The sequence below is a fragment of the Streptomyces bathyalis genome (assembly GCF_015910445.1).
Lineage (GTDB): Bacteria > Actinomycetota > Actinomycetes > Streptomycetales > Streptomycetaceae > Streptomyces > Streptomyces bathyalis.
Genome location: NZ_CP048882.1, coordinates 2,400,621 through 2,418,226, shown reverse-complemented (window position 1 = coordinate 2,418,226; position 17,606 = coordinate 2,400,621). Strand labels below are relative to the sequence as shown.

Genomic DNA, 17,606 nt, shown 5'->3' with positions numbered 1-17,606 from the left:
CACCGTCTGCGTGGGACTCACAGTGGTGCTGGCCGCATGCGGAAGCAGTGACCCCGACGCGGGCACCAACGGGGTCGGCAAGCTCTCCGCGCCCAAGATCGAGAAGAAGGCACGGGCCGCCGCCGAGAGCGCCAACTCGGTCAAGCTGTCCGGGACCGTCGTCAGCAAGGGCCAGACCTACCGTCTGAACGTGCGGCTCAAGCGTGACGGAGCCATGGGCAAGGTCTCCGTCAACGGCGGTTCGACGTTCTGGCTGCTGCGCGTCGGCAAGGAGCTGTATCTCAAGGCGGACGCGCGGTTCTGGGCGCGCCAGGAGAAGGGCGGCAAGCAGCCCTCCAAGTCCGATGTGCAGGCGGCGGGCAAGCTCGACGACAAGTACGTGAAGGTGCCGTCCGGTGACCCGGCCTACAAGCAGCTCAGCGGTTTCGCCGACATGCAGGTGCTGCTGGACGGGCTGCTGGCGCTGAGCGGCAAGCGGGACAGCGGCGAACGCGGCGAGGTGGGCGGCGTCAGCACGGTCCGGGTCCAGGGGGCCGACGGAAGCGGCGGCATCGTCGACGTCTCGCTGGACGGCACTCCGTATCCGCTGCGCATCGAGCGCGCGGGCGGTGCGGGCACGCTCGAACTCGACGACTGGAACAAGGAGTTCGACGTGCAGGCTCCCGCGAAGCAGCAAGTCGTGGACTACGGCAGGAAGATCGTCGCGAACAAGGGCTGAGCCGCCGAGCCCGGCGCCCTGTCAGGACCCGGCTTCCCCTTGTGTTACGCGCCGTGCTGGCGGCGCCTGCGGAAGAGCAGCCTGGGCAGGCCCACGGGGATGCGGCGTCGGGTCGTCGCGGGCGTAGGCAGGGGAGCCGCCGCCTGCGAATCGTCCGGCATGGCACCGGGCTTCTCCACGGGCACACCCGCGGGCTCCAGCCTCAGCACCCGGCACTCGCGCGCCCAGCGCTCGGACAGCGTGGGAAAGTCGGGCGCGTTGAGCCGCTTGCCCCTCAGCTCGCCGACGACGGTCTCCCACCGCTCGCCGTGCGGCGCCAACTCGGTGACGCGCGCAGGCCAGACGACCAGGCGGCCGCCCTTGTCCTTGCTGCGCACGCTGACCGTGGCCGTGCCGCCGTCCCTCAACCCGAGTCCGTCGAGGGGCTGTTCGAGCGGACCGCCGCCGACGATGCAGACGGCGCCGTCGTGCCACACGTGCCACAGGGCGCGCGGAGGGCCCTCCGGGCCGCGCACCCAGATGAGGCCGGACTTCTTGCTGGCCTCCTCGATAAGGGCGTGATCGAGCAGCGTCATGTGCGCAGGCTACTGGGCCGGAGCCGGAGGGGCCGGAGGTGCAGTGGCCGCCTGTCGCCTCCGGTCGTCAACGTCGTGCGTCAACTCCGTCCGGCGATGCCCCTCGTCAGAGCCACCCGTTGCGCTTGAAACCGCGATAGATGGCGACGCAGATCGTGACCGTGACGGCCATCACCGTCGGATAGCCGTATTTCCAGCCCAGTTCAGGCATGTACTTGAAGTTCATCCCGTAGATGCCGGCGATCATGGTCGGCACGGCGAAGATCGCAGCCCACGAGGTGATCTTGCGCATGTCCTCGTTCTGCGCGACGGTCGCCTGGGCGAGGTTGGCCTGGAGGATCGAGTTGAGAAGGTCGTCGAAGGCCAGCACCTGCTCGTTGACCCGGGTCAGGTGGTCGGCGACGTCGCGGAAGTACTTCTGGATCTCCGGGTCGATCACCTGCATCGGCCGCTCGCTCACCAGCTGCATCGGGCGCAGCAGCGGAGAGACGGCCCGCTTGAACTCCAGGACCTCGCGCTTGAGCTGGTAGATGCGTCCCGCGTCGCCGCCGCGCCGTCCGGTGCCCGTGGTGTTCGAGAAGACCTCGATCTCCACCTCGTCGATGTCGTCCTGGACGGCGTCGGCAACCGCGAGATAGCCGTCCACCGTCTGGTCCGCGATCGCGTGCAGCACCACGGACGGGCCCTTGGAGAGCAGTTCGGCGTCGTCCTCCATGCGGTGCCGCAGGGCCCGCAGCGAGCCCTGGCCGCCGTGGCGCACCGTGATGATGTAGTCCCGGCCTGTGAAACACATCACCTCGCCGGTCTCCACCACCTCGCTGGTCGCGGTGAGTTCGGCGTGCTCCACGTAGTGGATGGTCTTGAAGACGGTGAACACGCTGTCGTCGTAGCGCTCCAGCTTCGGGCGCTGGTGCGCCTGCACCGCGTCCTCGACGGCCAGCGGGTGCAGCCCGTACTCGGTGGCGATGCCGGAGAACTCCCTCTCCGTGGGCTCGTGCAGACCGATCCACACGAACTCGTGGCCCCCGCTGGCGCGCACGCGGCGCAGCGCCTCGTCGGGGCTCAGGTTCGCGTCGACGCGCCGTCCGTCGCGGTAGACGGCGCAGTCGACGACAGCGGTGCCGGCCGCGTCGGTGCGGGTGTTCTCGTACGGGTAAGCCGAGCGGCTGCCCTTGCGCAGTGAGGGGCGGACGGCGGCGCGCAGGTCTCGGATCATCGACATGCTGGGCTCCTTTTCGGTGCCGCACGGCCCGGCTCAGCGCTGCCCGGAATGTGGACCTACGGATGCGTCACGGTGCTTCGACGGCCGGAGGTCTGCAAAGCGGGTACCGCTCGGTGCCGGTCGCGACGGCGTTCGGTGATTCGCTGTCGGGACGGGGTGGAGCGAGCTCTGCGCTCTTCCGTCCCGCGCATCTTGCGGAACCCGTGGAGAACGGCCCCGGGAAAAAGCCTCCCCGTGAGGTTTCACCGCCGAAACGGCTGGGGAGTAGGGCGCTCAGGAGTGGGGGCGCGGGTCTGCGACGGAAGAGCAGTTGGTACTGCACGGTCGACTCGGATCCATGTCAGTCCCACCTCCTCCGGCCGGTCCCCGTCGGGGGACGATTCGCATGCCTGACCAGCAGCCAACGGTAACACCGGTCAGGCGGTGCCGTGTCCGTTCGAGCGGCCGGAGGCATCTCTTTGCCTCGTCCTTACGCGATTATGCTCGCTTCATGGCAGTCGTAGCGGAACTGGTGGAGGCACGGCTGCGTTCGGCGCTGGGCGAGCCGGACGCGCGAGCTTCGGTGACCTTTCTCGGTACCGAACGCATCGAGGTCCTGCGGTTCCTGGACGACGGCATCGTGCGTTACGCGACGCTCGGGATGTCCGCCGCCCCCATGACCGATCCCGCGGCGGTGCTCGCCGACCCGGAGAAAGGGCCACGCGCCGAACTGGTGCTGTCCGTACGGGCCGGAGCCGCGGAGACCGACAAGGTGCTGCGGCCGCTCGCCGTGCTCGCGGCCTCCCCGCAGGTCGAAGGGGTCGTCGTGGCGCCCGGTGCCTCACTGGACATCGGTGAGCCGCTGTGGCCCGGGGCCGCGTTCACCTCCGTGCTGGTGGCCGAACCGGGCGGTCTGGTCGAGGACTTGGAGCTCGACGCCCCTTTGGAGCCGGTGCGTTTCCTCCCGCTGCTGCCGATGACGCCCAACGAGGCGGCGTGGAAGCGGGCACGGGGAGCGGAGGCGCTTCAGGAGCGCTGGCTCCGGCACGGCACCGATCTGCGTGATCCGCTGCGTGAGGCCGTCCCGCTGGCGGGCTGAGCGAGGGGCCCGCGCGGCCGGAAATCGGGCGTACGGACGGCGTCCGCGCTCCTCCGGCCGTCTTGGCGAGGTGATCGTCCTTGACGCGGGGCCCACCGGGGAGCACCGTTGTTCAACATGAGGGGCGAACCCAGTTGCCCGAAGTGCGGTGGCCGGGTACGGGCGCCCGGACTCTTCGCCGACACCTGGCAGTGCGATCTGCACGGCACGGTGCACCCGTTGCAGCCCGTCGTTCCCCCCAGCGTCGAAGCTCTCGCCGTGGCCGTCGGCCGTACGAAGGTGCCCGTCTGGATGCCGTGGCCGCTGCCCGTGGGCTGGCTCTTCTCCGGCGTCGCCTGCGCGGGCGACGACCGCAGCGGCGCCCGCGCGACCGCGGTGGCCTGCTCAGGTCCCGGCCCGCTCGGAGGTCCGGGCGAACTCATCCTGGTGGCAGAGGAGTTGGGTGTCGGGCTCGGTGCGCGCTACGCGGGCATCGACGGCCCTGATCCTGGACCCGGGATGTGCGTCGACAAGCCGCCGCCCGTGAAGGTGCTCGCCGCCGGGAGGCCCACACCGCTGTGGCACGTGGGGGGCTCGGCGAGTGACAGGGCCGTGTTCGCGGGCGAGGCACGCGGGCTGTGGCTGTGGGCGATCGTGTGGCCCGAGCAGTCGGGGCTGCTGCTGTACGACGAACTCGTCCTCACGGATCTGCGCGACGCCGGCGCGGAGGTCGACCTGCTGCCGTGCGGCACGCTGTCGCCGCGCATCATCTCCTGACCCCGCACGCTTCTCCGCCTTCGCCGCCGTGGTCGTCGCCCGTGCCCGGCCCCCGGGGAGCGCCGGGGCCGCGACTATCCTGGGACTCTGCCGCCGTACGTCGCCGTCCCGCAGCTGGAGCCCTCCTCGTGCGCATCGATCTGCACACCCACTCCACCGCCTCGGACGGCACGGACACCCCGGAGGAGCTCGTCGGGGAAGCGGCTGCCGCCGGGCTCGACGTCGTCGCGCTGACGGACCACGACACCGTCTCCGGCCACGAGGCCGCCGTGCGCGCCCTGCCCCGAGGACTCACCCTCGTCACCGGTGCGGAGCTCTCGTGCCGTCTCGACGGCGTCAGCCTGCACATGCTGGCCTACCTCTTCGACCCGGCCGAGCCCGAGTTCGCCCGCGAGCGCGAGCTCGTGCGCGACGACCGCGTCCCGCGCGCCCGCAGCATGGTCGGCAAGCTGCGGGACCTCGGCGTCGACGTGACATGGGAGCGGGTGCAGGAGATCGCGGGCGACGGCGCGGTGGGCCGCCCGCACATCGCCACGGCGATGGTCGAGGCCGGCGTCGTCGCGAGCGTCTCGGACGCGTTCACAGAGGAGTGGATCGCGAACGACGGGCGGGCGTATGCGGAGAAGCACGAGCTCGATCCGTTCGACGCGCTGCGTCTGATCAAGGCGGCGGGCGGCGTCGCCGTCTTCGCGCATCCGCTCGCCGCCAAGCGCGGCCAGTGCGTACCGGAGAGCGCGATCGCGGATCTGGCCGCCGCAGGGCTGGACGGCATCGAGGCCGACCACATGGACCACGAACCGGCCACCCGGGCCCGTCTGCACGTTCTCGCCGGCGACCTCGGGCTGCTCGCCACCGGCTCCAGCGACTACCACGGCAGCCGCAAGAGCTGCGTTCTGGGCGAGTACACCACGGATCCCGGGGTCTACGAGGAGATCGTCTCCCGAGCGTCCGGCGCCGCGCCCGTCACGGGGTCCGGCGAGGACGCCGGGGCCGGCCGGGCGACCGGCTCCGTCACCGGCTGAGGCCGCAGCCGCCCCAGAACGACGCGAGCGCGCGGGCCGTCTCCTCCGGACGCTCGGCGTTCGGCGAGTGGCCCGCACCGTCCACGACGGTGCGGGCGGCGCCCAGCCGCAGGGCGGTCTCGTCCAGCAGCGGCACCGGCCAGGCGTAGTCCTCGGAGCCGGAGAGCACATGCACGGGGAGGGGCTCCGCCCGGTGGGACAGGGCGGCGGTGAGTTCGTCGATCCTGTCCGGCTCGCCGAGCAACTGCTGTGCGGTGGCGGAGAGTTGTTCCGGCACATTCGCCATCCAGCGGCGGTGGAGGAAGGCGGCCACTTCGGGGGGCGTATCCTCATCGGCCGCCTCGACGGGGTCCAGCTCGCACATCGCCAGCCAGATCTCCTCCATCTCCATCACCCCGAGCGCCCCCAGCAGCATCTTCAGACGGTGCTGCTGGGACGCGGCGACGGCGGCGGGACCACTGCTCATGAGGGTGAGGGACAGGAAGGGCGAATCGTCCTGCATGACGGCGGCTCGCGCGATGAGGCCGCCCAGCGAGTGCCCGAGCAGATGGACGCCGGGGGCTCCGTCCTCCCGGAGCGCCGCGGTGAGGGCGTGCACGTCCCGGGCGAGCTCCGGCTGCGCGTACGCGGACTCCTCGCGCGGGCCGCCCGTCTCGTACTGGCCGCGCCCGTCGGCCGCGACGACCCGGTAGCCCATGCCGGCGAGCGGGTCGAGCAGGGCGAGGAAGTCCTCCTTGCTGCCGGTGAAACCGGGCAGCAGCAACGCCGTACCGAGACGGGGTTCGCCCGCGTCGTGTACGGCGAACTCTCCGCGCACCGTGGGCAGTCGGTACGCGCGGACTGTGGGCGGCAGCCCGAGGGACGGCGGCTTGCTCATGCGAGGACGCTACCGCTACCGCCGCCGCGGGGCACCGCCGCGCACGTGCTCGCCCGTGGCCGGAGCGGCCCGCGCACACCGCGAGGCCCGGCGCCCCTCATCGGGACGGCCGGGCCTCGGCGCGATGCGTCAGCGGATCAGCTCTCGGGGCTCGCCTTCGGCTGCTGTGCGGCGCTGGTGCCGTTGCCGCCGCGGGTGCGGCGCCTGCGGCGCGGCTTGGCGCCCTCCTCGCCAGCGGCGCCCCGCTGGCCGCCGTCCGCCGTGGCGGTGGCTGTGGCGCCCGCGGACCCCTCGGCGGCGCCCCCGGAGGCCGCGCTGGCGGCGGAGCTGCGAGTGCGGCGCCTGCGGCGCGGCTTGCGCGCGCTCGTGCCGTCCTCGTCCGACCCGCCTGCCGGCGTGACGGGCGCGCCTTCGGCAGCGCCCGTCGGCGCCGCCGAGTTGTCGTCACCGAGGGGCCTGCCGTTGCGCGTACGGCGCCGCTGGCGCGGCGGGCGGGTGCGCTTCGGGCGCTCGGATTCGCCGTCCTGGCCACGGCCGCCACGGCCGCGAGCCGGACCACGTCCCGTCTCGCCCAGGTCCTCGACCTGTTCCGCCGAGAGGCCCGCACGGGTGCGCTCGCCACGCGGCAGAACGCCCTTGGTGCCCTCGGCGATGCCGAGCGCCTCGTAGAGGTGCGGAGAGGTGGAGTAGGTCTCCTCCGGGTCGGGCAGCCCGAGCTCCAGCGCCTTGTTGATCAGCTGCCAGCGCGGGATGTCGTCCCAGTCGACGAGCGTCACTGCCGTACCGGAGGCGCCGGCCCGGCCGGTGCGGCCGATCCGGTGCAGATAGGTCTTCTCGTCCTCGGGGGTCTGGTAGTTGATGACGTGCGTCACATTGTCGACGTCGATGCCCCGTGCGGCCACGTCCGTGCAGACCAGGACGTTGACCTTGCCGTTGCGGAAGGCGCGCAGCGCCTGCTCCCGCGCGCCCTGGCCCAGGTCGCCGTGTACGGAGCCGGCGGCGAAGCCGCGCCGGGTGAGCTGGTCGGCGACGTCGGCTGCCGTCCGCTTCGTGCGGCAGAAGATCATCGCGAGCTCGCAGCCCTCGGCCTGCAGTATGCGGGCCACCATCTCCTGCTTGTCCATGGAGTGGGCGCGGAAGGCGTGCTGTGTGGTGTTGGCCACAGTCTGGCCGACGTCGTCCGGCTCGGAGGCGCGGATGTGGGTGGGGCGGCTCATGTAACGGCGGGCCAGGGAGATGACCTGCCCCGGCATCGTCGCCGAGAAGAGCATGGTCTGCCGCTTCACCGGGAGCATCTGGATGATCTTCTCGACGTCCGGGAGGAAGCCCAGGTCGAGCATCTCATCGGCCTCGTCCAGGACGAGTGTGCGCACGTCGGAGAGCCGCAGCTTCTTCTGGCCGGCCAGGTCGAGCAGCCGTCCGGGGGTTCCGACGACGACGTCGACGCCCTTGCGAAGAGCCTCGACCTGGGGCTCGTAGGCGCGCCCGCCGTAGATCGACAGCACACGTACGTTGCGGACCTTGCCCGCCGTCAGCAGGTCGTTCGTGACCTGCTGGCACAGCTCGCGCGTGGGGACGACGACGAGCGCCTGGGGGGAATCGGTGAGCAGCTCCGGCTCGGCCCGCCCGGACTCGACGTCGGCGGGAACGGTGACGGATTCGAGCAGCGGAAGGCCGAAGCCCAGCGTCTTGCCGGTGCCGGTCTTCGCCTGGCCGATCACATCGCCGCCGGCGAGGGCGACGGGGAGGGTCATCTGCTGGATGGGGAAGGGAGTGTTGATGCCGACGGCTTCGAGAGCCTCGGCAGTCTCGGAAAGGATTCCGAGTTCGCGGAAAGTCGTGGTGGTCAGGATGCTGGCCTCTTCTGTGTGACGCGCGAGGAGGCGGCGAGGAGGGTCGTACCGCATCAACCGGGGCGGCGACTTGCCGGCCCGCCGGTCTGTGCGGGACCACTGGCTCTCGCTCAAGCGCACTTCACGCGAGCGGTCCCTCATGGTCACGGGACGGTGGGGATCACGCGCCTCGCGGAGGGCTGTCGGGGTCGGAGCCGATCGGGCCTCCGACCGGGCATCCGCTATTGCGTACAAGCATCCCGCCGTCCGGCGGGAGCCAATATCACTGTACCCCGGATCCGCGCATGTGTACCGGGGCGATTGTTGTGTACGAGTTCACTGTGGCCTGCGAGGCCGGAACCAGGGGCTTCCGGGCCAGGTGGTGCGGGCTATCGTGCTCAGCATGGAGACCAATGGGAAGAGCCCCGAGACGGTGCACACAGGGATCGCCACCCAGGACTGGACCGAGGCGTCCGCCGATCCCACGTACCGGGCGGCAGTGGTGGATCTGCTGGGTGCACTGGCCTACGGGGAACTTTCCGCCTTCGAAAGGCTCGCGGAGGACGCGAAGCTCGCGCCCACGCTCGCCGACAAGGCCCAGCTGGCCTCCATGGCGTCCGCCGAGTTCCAGCACTTCGCGCAGCTGCGGGACCGTCTGTCGGTCATCGACGCGGAGCCGACCGAGGCCATGCAGCCCTTCGCCGCGGCACTGGACGAGTTCCACCGGCAGACCGCGCCCTCCGACTGGCTCGAGGGCCTGATCAAGGCGTACGTCGGCGACTCGATCGCGGCCGACTTCTACCGCGAGGTGGCCACGCGCCTCGACTCCGACACTCGCGCCTTGGTGCTGGGAGTGCTCGACGACAGCGGGCATTCGAGCTTCGCCGTGGAGAAGGTGCGGGGCGCCATCGAGGCGGACCCGCGCGTCGGCGGTCGCCTGGCGCTGTGGGCGCGGCGGCTGATGGGGGAGGCCCTCTCGCAGGCGCAGCGCGTGGTCGCGGACCGCGACGCGCTCTCGACGATGCTGGTGGGCGGCCTCGCGGACGGATTCGACCTGGCCGAGGTCGGCCGGATGTTCTCCCGTATCACCGAGGCGCACACGAAGCGCATGGCGGCGCTGGGGCTGGCGGCCTGAGCGGGGACCTGCGCGGCGCACGAGGGGGAGCGGCCGTCGTCAGTGGCGCCCTGTGGCTGGTCCCCGACGCCCGAAAGAGCGACGGGGACGGACGGGCGGTGCTTGACCGGGCGTGAGCCGTGCTCGGGACGCTGTCCCGGCAGGCTCCGCCGGCGCGCGCCTACACGTGCGGAGGGCTCGGGACCTCGGCGCCCAGCCGCTGCGTCGGGCGCACGCCCTCGACGAGCAGCAGTGAGAGGATCGCCACACTCACGAGCGCCGCGACCGTCAACGTCACCAGCGAGTGACCCCCGCCGAGAACGATGTGACAGATCAGCCCGCCGAGCAGCGCGGCCGCGGGGCCGGTGGCGAGCACGAGTGAACGGTTGGGGAGTCGCTCGGGCAGCTGCCGGGTGGCGGCGTAGGCGATGGCCAGTCCCACGGCCATGGCGCCGAGTGCCTCCCAGATCATGGGACCTCCTCGGGGTGGACGGCGGCCGGTCCGGCCGCCGTGCAGTTCGAGTCGCTCCCGTACTCCCCTTGTGGCAAGCACGCGAAACGGCGGCTCCCCGAAAGATTCGGGAAGCCGCCGTAATGCCCGACGTATGAGTGCCCGAGCACTCAGATCGTGCCGAACCCCACCTTGCGGCCGCTGTGTTCGCCGATCTCGACGTAGGCGACGCGGTCCGCCGGAACCAGGATCTTGCGACCGTGCTCGTCCGCCAGGTTGAGCATGTTCGAGCCGCTGTCGGCCAGTGCGGCCGACACCGCGCTCTCGATTTCTTCGGGAGTCTGCTTGCTCTCGAAGACGATCTCGCGGGGCGCGTGCTGCACGCCGATCTTGACCTCCACGGCTATGTCCCTCCGAACGGGCAGTTGAATACGCGGTCAGCCGCGCTGTACCGGGCCAACATTAGCCCGAGGGCGGCCGGTCCCGGGGCCCGGCTCCGCACGCCCGGAGCGAACAAGCGGGAGCCCCCGCGGTCTTCCGCGGGGGCTCCTTGCACGCCCGTGTCAGGTCCCCGTCGGGACCCCGTGAGGTCACTGCATGGGGAAGCCGGCGATGCCCCTCCACGACAGGGACGAGATGAGTTTCGCGGCCGCGTCGCGCGGGATGGGGCGGCCCGAGCCGAGCCAGTAGCGCGCGGTGATCTGAGCCATTCCGCACAGCCCCACCGCGAGCAGCATCGACTGGTCCCGCGAGAGCTTGGTGTCCTCGGCGATGACCTCGCTGACGGCTTCCGCGCACTCCAGGCTCACCCTGTCGACGCGGTCGCGTACGGCGGGCTCGTTGGTGAGGTCGGACTCGAAGACGAGCCGGAAGGCCCCGCCCTCGTCCTCGACGTACGCGAAATAGGCGTCCATCGTCGCCGCGACGCGCTGCTTGTTGTCCGTCGTGGAGGCGAGGGCGGCCCGTACCGCCTCCAGAAGCGACTCGCAGTGCTGGTCCAGCAGCGCAAGGTAGAGGTCGAGCTTGCCCGGGAAGTGCTGGTAGAGCACCGGCTTGCTGACACCTGCCCGGTCGGCGATGTCGTCCATGGCTGCCGCGTGGTAGCCCTGCGCGACGAAGACCTCCTGTGCTGCTCCCAGCAGTTGGTTACGTCGGGCCCGGCGCGGCAGGCGCGTGCCACGTGGGCGCGCCTCGGTCTGCTCGATGGCTGTCACGCCGCCTCCCTGATCGGTCTCTGTGCGCGGTATGCGCTGCGCCCGCCATCGTACTTTTCAGTAACCGGACTGTGACTGCCGCGGGCCGAATATTTCATTTCGGCACCGACAGCGGGCGCGTCATCGATACTCATCCTCGTTCACTTCAACCACGCGTGCCTGCTCGGCGGCGTCGGCGGGGTCGACCTCGATGTCCTCGCGGCCGGTGATCGGCTGGTCCCGCTGACGGAGCAGATCGGCGTGCTGTTCCGCGGCGTCATCCGGCGGAGCCTCGATCCCGGTTACTGCGTCGTCCGGCTCCTCCTCGTAGGTGTCCTCGAAGTTGTCCGGGTCGGTCGGGTCAACAGACATGCTCGCTCCCCTTTCCACGAAGGACGCCTCCTATTCGAGGCTACGTCCTGGCCGCAGTGCTCATGTGACGACGAACACCGGTGAACCCGCGTGATCGTCTCGTAATATTGCGCCATGTCATCGACCGAGCAGCCCGGCCTGCGGGACGCACCGGAGCCGGCGCAGACGGTGCCGCCGGCCGGTGATCCGCCGGTCCATGACGGCGAAACCGTACGGTCCGTGTCCCTCACCGGCCTGACTCTGAACGTCCGGTCCCGGCGCCCGTCGCGCGCCGGCCTGCCGCCCGCCGTGTACGTGCACGGACTCGGCGGGTCCTCGCTCAACTGGTCCGCGCTGATGCTGGAGCTCGTGGGCGACGTCGACAGCGAGGCCGTCGACCTCCCGGGCTTCGGCCTCTCCCCGCCGCCCGATGACGGCAACTATTCGCTCTCCGGGCATACACGTGCCCTGATCCGCTATCTCGACGCGTGCGGGCGCGCCCCCGTCCACCTCATGGGGAACTCGCTCGGTGGCGCGGTCGCGACGCGCGCGGCGGCCCTGCGCCCCGATCTCGTGCGAACGCTGACGCTGATCTCGCCGGCGCTGCCGGAGCTGCCGCCCCAGCGGACCGCTGTGCCGACGGCCCTCCTGGCGGTCCCCGGCGTCGCCGGTCTTTTTGCAAGGCTCACAAAGGACTGGTCGGCGGAGCAGCGGACCAGAGGGGTGCTGGGGCTGTGCTACGGCGACCCGGGACGCGTCTCACCAGCGGGATTCTCCGCGGCGGTCGCAGAATTCGAACGAAGGCTGCGGCTGCCGTACTTCTGGGATTCCCTCGCGCGTTCCGCGCGTGGCCTCGTCGACGCCTACACTCTGGGCGGTCAGCATTCGTTGTGGCGGCAGGCGGAACGCGTGCTCGCACCGACACTGCTGGTGTACGGCGGGCGGGACCAGCTCGTGAGTTTCCGCATGGCGCGACGCGCCGCTGCGGCGTTCCGCGACAACAGGATGCTGGCTTTGCCCGAGGCTGGGCACGTGGCGATGATGGAGTACCCGGAGATCGTCGCGTGTGCGATTCGTGAACTGCTCATTGACACAGCACGGTTGACGGCTCATGCCGAGGTGGGCAACCCTTCGCCGCTGAGGCCCGTACCCCCGAAAGGTGACTAGTGGGACGCCATAGCCGCAAGGGGCGCGCAAAGGCCGGTCATCCGTCAGAGCAGTCGGTGCCGCGCGGCGACGCGCCGCCCGCGTACGGCAAGGCGGAACCACCGGCCGGGGCCTCCGGTTTCCGGAACTCCTACGGCCCGCCCGATCCGCGCCCCGCGTCCCCGGGCGATTCCTCCTCCTGGACGAGCGAGGAGCACCCGCGCAGGTACGGCAACGGACGGAACGTGCGCGGCGGTCATCCCGAGCATCGCGAGCCGGGTGGCGGCTGGGGTGCCGACGGCGCGGGCCGCGGTCCCGAAGGGGGCGACGCGGTCGGCCGGGTGCTCCAGGGCATGCCCGGCTCGTCAGCAGGCATGGGACGCCCGTCCGGCCCGCGGCAGGACTACGTCGACGCCTTCGACGACGACGTCTTCGGAAAGAGTGCCACCGGTGCGACGAGAGCCGTGCGGGCTCCCGCCCCGCGTCATCCGGGCAACGGCAACGGCAATTCCAACGGCAACGGGCGGCCCGGCGGCACCGGCCGCACCGGGCCGCTCCCCGTGCGGAGCCCCGGAGGCCGCAGGCCCGGAACTCCGGGGCCGTGGAACGGCTACGAGGGCCCACCGGTCTTCCCCCAGGGCCGGCCGACCGGGGCGGAGCCGTGGCAGGACCCCCGCGAGACCACCGCCGATGGTCTGCCGCGTGCCACCCCCTTCGTGCCCGCGCAGGTTCCGCGCACGGAGAAGGGCGGCAAGAAGGGACGGGTGCTGCTGACAGGCGCGCTCGCCGTGGCCGTGACGACGGTGCTCGCGTTCGTCGTCGCCGGTCAGATCGCCGGGAGCAGCCAGTCCGGCGACGAGAAGGCGGAGGGCGCCGGCGCCGAACGCGGCCTGTCCACGGCGGACGGTCCCGCCTCCCGCTCGGGCAAGGGCCGGGGCGTCCCTGGCGACGCTCAGGGCGCGGCGCCGACGTACACGCAGAAGCTGGCAAAGACCTACAAGCTGGACTCCGGGTTCAAGGGCAAGGGCAAGTTCGACGCGGTCGCGGGCAAGGCCGAGGGCGTCGGCGGCAGCGAGGTCGTGCGCTACCGCGTGGACGTCGAGAAGGGCCTTCCGCTGGACGACAGCCTCTTCGCGGATGCCGTGCACAAGACGCTCAACGACAAGCGCAGCTGGGCGCACGGCGGGGAGCGCAGCTTCGAGCGGGCCGAGAAGGGGAACGTCGACTTCGTCATCACGCTGGCCAGTTCGCCGACCACGGACGAGTGGTGTGCGAAGTCCGGACTGGACACGAGCGTTGACAAGGTCTCCTGTGACTCGGCATCCACGGACCGCGTCATGATCAATGCCTACCGGTGGGCGCAGGGTTCGAAGACCTTCGGGGACGACCGGATGCTCGCCTACCGGCAGATGCTCATCAACCACGAGGTCGGGCACCGCCTGGGCCGCGACCACGTCGGCTGCCCCAAGGACGGCGCGCCGGCGCCGCTGATGATGCAGCAGACCAAGTCGCTGACCACGGAGGGGCGGAAGTGCCGCCCCAACCCCTGGCCGTACCCGCGCGGATAGGGTCCCAGCGCGCCGTTCGGCGCGCTGCTCCCGCGCACCGTGAGGGAACCCTCGGCCCGCTCCTCTGCCTCTCCTGGGGCTCCGGGCCTGCGTGAGCGACGTCGGAGCGACGGTTCCGTTCCATGAGTCCTTATTGGACACCTAGCGCACCGGAACGTCCGACTGGGCAGTAAGTCACCGTCATTCACCCCTTTTGGTGGCGCGACGGACAACCGTCCACCGTGTGCGAACGACGCGCATAGCGTCTTCCGCGTCACGCCATCGGCCCGTTCGGGCGGTGGCCCACTCGGAGAACCGGTCGGGGGTGGTGCGTCCGTGCGCATCGCATTGCTTACGGAGGGTGGTTATCCCTATGCACGCGGTGAGGCGGTCGTCTGGTGCGACCGGCTGCTGCGAGGTCTCGGCGGGCACGAGTTCGAGGTGTACGCGCTCAGCCGCAGCGCCCGGCAGGAGAGCGGGCGCCGGTGTGAACTGCCGGGCAACGTACGCCGGTTGCACACGGCGGCGCTGTGGGGCGCCGCCGCGGGCAGAGGGTCAGCCGAGGCGCGGGCGGGCTCGTCCGGCTCGTACGGACGGCGGGAGAGACGGCGCTTCGAGGAGTGCTTCGGCGAGCTGGCCGCCGCCGTGTGCGGAGCCGGGCGCGGCGGGGGAGGCGTCCCCACGGGCGATGAGGCCGCGGACGGCCTGCTGGCGGACCGTTTCGCCGCAGGTCTCTACGGCCTCGCCGAGCTGGCCCGCGATTGCGGCACCGGGCTCCGCGCCGCGCTCCGCTCCGAACCGGCCGTCCGCATCCTGCAGTCCGCCTGCCGCGCGCCGGGAACGCTCCGCGCCGTGCATTCCGCGCGGGTCAGGGATCTGCTCGCGGTCTCCGAGAGGCTGGAGCGCGCACTGCGTCCGCTCTCCCTCGACTGGTACGGAGACGGGCAGGAAGACGAGGCGGACGGATGCGGTCGGGGTCTGGCGGGCGTCGACGTCTGCCACGCGGTCGGCGGCGGCCCCGCGGCGCTTCCGGGCCTCCTGGCGAAGCGATTCTTCGGAACGCCCCTGCTGATCACCGAGTACGGCGTGCGGGTCCGCGAGCACTATCTCGCCAGCGCCGCGGACGCGGTCGCGCCGGCCGCCGCCGGAGCAGCCGTGCGAGCGCTTCTCGGCTCGTTCCAGCGGCAGTTGGCGCGCGAGGCGTACACGCAGGCGCAGCTGATCACGCCGGGGAACATCCACGCCCGCCGCTGGCAGGAGCGCTGCGGCGCGCCCCGCGGGAAGCTGCGCACGGTCTATCCGGGCATGGATGCCGCGCCCTTCGCCGAACTCGGCGAGGAGGCGGGCAGACCGCGCAGCGAGGTGACCACGGCCCGGAAGGCCAAAGTCGAGGTGCGCTCCGGCGCCTCCGGAGCCGGAACACGGCGTGCCGCGGATGGCGCCACGCTCGTGTGGGCGGGACGCATCGAGCCGTCCAAGGACCTGATCGGCCTGCTCCACGCCTTCGCCGACGTGCGGCAGGCCGTCCCCGGGGCACGGCTGCGCATCGTCACCACCGCGCCCGCTCACGGCAACGAGGCACGCGAGTACGAGTCGAGGTGCCGGGCGCTGGCCGCGCAGCTCTTCCCGGACGAGGCGGCCGACTCCGTCGCCGTCGGCGAGAACCCCGTCTCCTTCGAGGAGTTGGGCACCCCCTCGGTGCCGACAGCGGCCGACGCGTACGGCGCCGGATGCGTCGTGGTGCTCTCCAGCTCCGTCGAGGGCTTCCCCGTCCCGCTGGTCGAGGCCATGTTCAGCGGGCGTGCCACCGTCTCGACGGACGTGGGTGCCGTCTGCGAGGTCATCGGCGGCACCGGTCTCGTCGTACCGTCGCGCAACCCGCGTGCGCTGGCGGACAGTTGCATCGCCCTGCTGCGCGATCCGGAGCGGCGGGAGCGGCTGGGAGCCGCCGCGCGTGCCCGCGCCCTCGAACTCTTCACGGTCGAGCAGAACGTCGCGGCGTTCCGCGCCATCTACCTGGAGCTGATGTCCAGGTGGCCCGTCGGCGCCGGAAACGCCGTTGGTTCGGCCGCGGCCGGCGAGGCCGAGGAGCCGCTGCCCTTCTCGCGGCCCCCCGAGTCCCATGTGCCGGGCCGCTGGGCCGCGGGCACGGCCGGACCGGGTGGCAGCCACGCGGGGCGGCCCGTGCCGGGTGTCCGCGCACCGGTGGCCCTGGTGCCGCTCATGCTCTCCGCGGCGGCGGGCCGTCCGGCCCTTCTCTCCGCAGCACATGCGGGTTCGGAAGACCCGAGGGGTGAGGGCAGATGAGCGCCCACGGATCCACACCCGGCACTGCGGCCGATGCGGGCGCCGGAACCGCCGCGCCGCCCGTCCCGGCGGCCCTGCCGTACGAGCCCCGCACACCGGAGGCCGCGGACCCGTGGGACACCCGCTCCAGGGCGCTGGTCGAAGGGAGCGGGCACCGGCCGGGAGGCGGCACCGGAACGCGGCCCACCGCGGCGGTGCCAGGGCAGAGGACCGCGACGCAGAGGACCGCGACGCAGAGAACCGCGACGCATCCGGTCCATCCCGCTGACCCGGTACGGGAGTTGATGCACCGGCACCGGGAGCTGTGCGAACAGGCCGTCGACCCGCTGGAGATCGCCGCCGCGCTGGAGGCGCACGGCGTCACCGACCGGGTGGCCGCGCGCTTCCGGCACCGGGACGTCTTCTCCCTCGCAGAGGAGCTGTTCGCGCGGGTGCCCCGTGCCGAGGGCCGGGGGTCCGAAGTGACAACTCCGGCTCCGCCGCGAGGAGTCGGCCCTGCCGCCGCACCGGTCCTCGCCGTGCCGCGCGTGCTGCTTCCTCTGCTGGTGGTCCTTCCGGGCGTGCTCGCGGCCGCGGGCGTCGCCGCGGTGGCGTCGGCCGGTGACGGTTCCGGCCAGGGCCCTGGAGCGGGCCGCGCAGGCATCGCCGTCGCCCTCGGGCTCGCATGCGCGCTCGGGCCCGCAGCGTGGTGCGCCCGCTGGTTCGCCGTGCGGGTGCGGCGCAGGCTCGAACGCAGCCGCAGCCTGGACGAGTTCGCCGCCGGAGTGTGGCCGCTGCTGACGGCGGCCACGGTGCTCTTCACCGGTGCGCTGACGGGCGCTCAGCTCGCCGTGCGGGAGATGGCGGCCGTCGCCGGTGCACGGATCGGCGGACCAGGCGGCCGGGACACCACAGTGCTGCCGTCCGAGCTGATCCCGGCCGTCACCGCGCTCGGAGTCCTGCTCTTCGCGGCGCTGCTGCTCGCGGCGCACGGATTCCGCGGGACCGCCGCCGCCGGCGTCGTCGCCGCCTGCGCGCTGCAGGCGGCCGCCGCCTCGGCCGTGGCGGCCGTGCCCCCGCCGGCGGGCGGCACAGATCTGGCCGTCGCGGTCGCCTGCGGATGCACGGCACTGGTCCTGCTGGCCTGCGCTTACCGCCTGCTCAGCCGCGCCTCCGCGCACCGTCCTCAGGACGCCCCGGCGAAGGCCGAGCCGCCAGGCGGGGACGGAGTCCGAGGCGGCCGCGAGCGCTGCGAATGCGAGCGCGACCGCTGCGGGAGCCCCGGCGGCGCGGAGATCTGATCGCCGCCGTTGTCCCCCCGCACCCACACCCCCGCGTACGAGGCCCCGCCGAGGGCTCCGCGCGCGACCCGGAGAACGACAAGGAGCAACACCAGATGAACACTGCACGGCCGCCCTACCCCAAGTCCGAACAGGGG

Annotated in this window: 17 protein-coding genes; 9 read left to right on the top strand and 8 right to left on the bottom strand. The window is 71.9% G+C overall.

The window, feature by feature from the left end; translation table 11 throughout:
• The first annotated feature begins 10 nt into the window (after window positions 1–10).
• Window positions 11–718 carry a hypothetical protein gene (locus G4Z16_RS10300; protein WP_246530778.1) on the top strand — a complete coding sequence of 236 codons (708 nt, stop codon included), beginning with the start codon at window positions 11–13 and terminating at the stop codon, window positions 716–718.
• 44 nt (window positions 719–762) lie between these two features.
• On the opposite strand, the gene G4Z16_RS10295 is transcribed toward G4Z16_RS10300, so the two are convergent.
• Both G4Z16_RS10295 and G4Z16_RS10290 read right to left on the bottom strand, forming a co-directional pair.
• Window positions 763–1,293: a hypothetical protein gene (locus G4Z16_RS10295; protein ID WP_197350538.1), complete on the bottom strand. Its 531-nt coding sequence runs from the start codon at window positions 1,291–1,293 to the stop codon at window positions 763–765.
• Between the two features lie 106 nt (window positions 1,294–1,399).
• Window positions 1,400–2,515 carry a magnesium and cobalt transport protein CorA gene (locus tag G4Z16_RS10290; protein WP_197350537.1) on the bottom strand — a complete coding sequence of 372 codons (1,116 nt, stop codon included), beginning with the start codon at window positions 2,513–2,515 and terminating at the stop codon, window positions 1,400–1,402.
• A gap of 490 nt (window positions 2,516–3,005) precedes the next feature.
• Between G4Z16_RS10290 and G4Z16_RS10285 the strand changes: the two genes are divergently transcribed.
• The 3 genes from G4Z16_RS10285 (at window position 3,006) to G4Z16_RS10275 (ending at window position 5,371) form a co-directional block, all read left to right on the top strand.
• Window positions 3,006–3,593 (top strand): suppressor of fused domain protein, encoded by a 588-nt coding sequence (locus G4Z16_RS10285; RefSeq protein WP_197350536.1) that lies wholly within the window; start codon window positions 3,006–3,008, stop codon window positions 3,591–3,593.
• Window positions 3,594–3,710: 117 nt separating this feature from the next.
• The gene (locus G4Z16_RS10280; RefSeq protein ID WP_197350535.1) at window positions 3,711–4,349 is read left to right on the top strand and encodes a DUF6758 family protein; all 639 of its coding nucleotides are present in this window, start codon (window positions 3,711–3,713) and stop codon (window positions 4,347–4,349) included.
• A 128-nt stretch (window positions 4,350–4,477) separates the two neighbouring features.
• Window positions 4,478–5,371, top strand: a complete 894-nt coding sequence (locus G4Z16_RS10275; protein WP_197350534.1) for a PHP domain-containing protein — start codon at window positions 4,478–4,480, stop codon at window positions 5,369–5,371.
• Here the strand turns inward: G4Z16_RS10275 and G4Z16_RS10270 are convergent.
• Both G4Z16_RS10270 and G4Z16_RS10265 read right to left on the bottom strand, forming a co-directional pair.
• Window positions 5,361–6,248, bottom strand: coding sequence for an alpha/beta fold hydrolase (locus G4Z16_RS10270; protein ID WP_197350533.1), 888 nt, complete (start codon window positions 6,246–6,248; stop codon window positions 5,361–5,363). The two genes, G4Z16_RS10275 and G4Z16_RS10270, sit on opposite strands and share 11 nt — an antisense overlap.
• Window positions 6,249–6,385: 137 nt before the next feature.
• Window positions 6,386–8,155 (bottom strand): DEAD/DEAH box helicase, encoded by a 1,770-nt coding sequence (locus G4Z16_RS10265; protein WP_197354310.1) that lies wholly within the window; start codon window positions 8,153–8,155, stop codon window positions 6,386–6,388.
• Window positions 8,156–8,483: 328 nt separating this feature from the next.
• On the opposite strand from G4Z16_RS10265, the gene G4Z16_RS10260 reads away from it, so the two are divergent.
• Window positions 8,484–9,215, top strand: coding sequence for a ferritin-like fold-containing protein (locus tag G4Z16_RS10260; protein WP_197350532.1), 732 nt, complete (start codon window positions 8,484–8,486; stop codon window positions 9,213–9,215).
• Window positions 9,216–9,375: 160 nt separating this feature from the next.
• On the opposite strand, the gene G4Z16_RS10255 is transcribed toward G4Z16_RS10260, so the two are convergent.
• The 4 genes from G4Z16_RS10255 to G4Z16_RS10240 all read right to left on the bottom strand — a co-directional run bounded on the left by G4Z16_RS10255 (window position 9,376) and on the right by G4Z16_RS10240 (window position 11,210).
• Window positions 9,376–9,666 (bottom strand): hypothetical protein, encoded by a 291-nt coding sequence (locus G4Z16_RS10255; RefSeq protein WP_197350531.1) that lies wholly within the window; start codon window positions 9,664–9,666, stop codon window positions 9,376–9,378.
• A 149-nt stretch (window positions 9,667–9,815) separates the two neighbouring features.
• Window positions 9,816–10,046, bottom strand: a complete 231-nt coding sequence (locus G4Z16_RS10250) for a DUF3107 domain-containing protein (protein WP_197350530.1) — start codon at window positions 10,044–10,046, stop codon at window positions 9,816–9,818.
• Window positions 10,047–10,235: 189 nt separating this feature from the next.
• Window positions 10,236–10,859: a TetR/AcrR family transcriptional regulator gene (locus G4Z16_RS10245; protein ID WP_070011093.1), complete on the bottom strand. Its 624-nt coding sequence runs from the start codon at window positions 10,857–10,859 to the stop codon at window positions 10,236–10,238.
• A 120-nt stretch (window positions 10,860–10,979) separates the two neighbouring features.
• On the bottom strand, window positions 10,980–11,210 hold the full coding sequence (locus G4Z16_RS10240; protein WP_197350529.1) for a hypothetical protein: 231 nt from the start codon (window positions 11,208–11,210) through the stop codon (window positions 10,980–10,982).
• A 114-nt stretch (window positions 11,211–11,324) separates the two neighbouring features.
• Here G4Z16_RS10240 and G4Z16_RS10235 point away from each other — a divergent pair, with 114 nt between their 5' ends.
• The 4 genes from G4Z16_RS10235 (at window position 11,325) to G4Z16_RS10220 (ending at window position 17,469) form a co-directional block, all read left to right on the top strand.
• On the top strand, window positions 11,325–12,356 hold the full coding sequence (locus G4Z16_RS10235) for an alpha/beta fold hydrolase (RefSeq protein WP_197350528.1): 1,032 nt from the start codon (window positions 11,325–11,327) through the stop codon (window positions 12,354–12,356).
• Window positions 12,356–13,903, top strand: a complete 1,548-nt coding sequence (locus tag G4Z16_RS10230; protein WP_246530777.1) for a DUF3152 domain-containing protein — start codon at window positions 12,356–12,358, stop codon at window positions 13,901–13,903. Before G4Z16_RS10235 ends, G4Z16_RS10230 begins: the two co-directional genes overlap by 1 nt.
• Before the next feature lie 315 nt (window positions 13,904–14,218).
• On the top strand, window positions 14,219–16,189 hold the full coding sequence (locus G4Z16_RS10225; protein WP_197350527.1) for a DUF3492 domain-containing protein: 1,971 nt from the start codon (window positions 14,219–14,221) through the stop codon (window positions 16,187–16,189).
• Window positions 16,186–17,469, top strand: a complete 1,284-nt coding sequence (locus G4Z16_RS10220) for a hypothetical protein (RefSeq protein ID WP_197350526.1) — start codon at window positions 16,186–16,188, stop codon at window positions 17,467–17,469. The genes G4Z16_RS10225 and G4Z16_RS10220 overlap by 4 nt, the downstream gene beginning before the upstream one ends.
• Window positions 17,470–17,606: the final 137 nt, after the last annotated feature.

Coding starts and splice junctions, on each gene's coding strand:
- G4Z16_RS10290 (WP_197350537.1), bottom strand. CDS start 2,515: ATGTCGATGATCCGAGACCTGCGCGCCGCCGTCCGCCCCTCACTGCGC.
- G4Z16_RS10220 (WP_197350526.1), top strand. CDS start 16,186: ATGAGCGCCCACGGATCCACACCCGGCACTGCGGCCGATGCGGGCGCC.
- G4Z16_RS10295 (WP_197350538.1), bottom strand. CDS start 1,293: ATGACGCTGCTCGATCACGCCCTTATCGAGGAGGCCAGCAAGAAGTCC.
- G4Z16_RS10260 (WP_197350532.1), top strand. CDS start 8,484: ATGGAGACCAATGGGAAGAGCCCCGAGACGGTGCACACAGGGATCGCC.
- G4Z16_RS10235 (WP_197350528.1), top strand. CDS start 11,325: ATGTCATCGACCGAGCAGCCCGGCCTGCGGGACGCACCGGAGCCGGCG.
- G4Z16_RS10255 (WP_197350531.1), bottom strand. CDS start 9,666: ATGATCTGGGAGGCACTCGGCGCCATGGCCGTGGGACTGGCCATCGCC.
- G4Z16_RS10240 (WP_197350529.1), bottom strand. CDS start 11,210: ATGTCTGTTGACCCGACCGACCCGGACAACTTCGAGGACACCTACGAG.
- G4Z16_RS10280 (WP_197350535.1), top strand. CDS start 3,711: ATGAGGGGCGAACCCAGTTGCCCGAAGTGCGGTGGCCGGGTACGGGCG.
- G4Z16_RS10270 (WP_197350533.1), bottom strand. CDS start 6,248: ATGAGCAAGCCGCCGTCCCTCGGGCTGCCGCCCACAGTCCGCGCGTAC.
- G4Z16_RS10285 (WP_197350536.1), top strand. CDS start 3,006: ATGGCAGTCGTAGCGGAACTGGTGGAGGCACGGCTGCGTTCGGCGCTG.
- G4Z16_RS10265 (WP_197354310.1), bottom strand. CDS start 8,155: ATGCGGTACGACCCTCCTCGCCGCCTCCTCGCGCGTCACACAGAAGAG.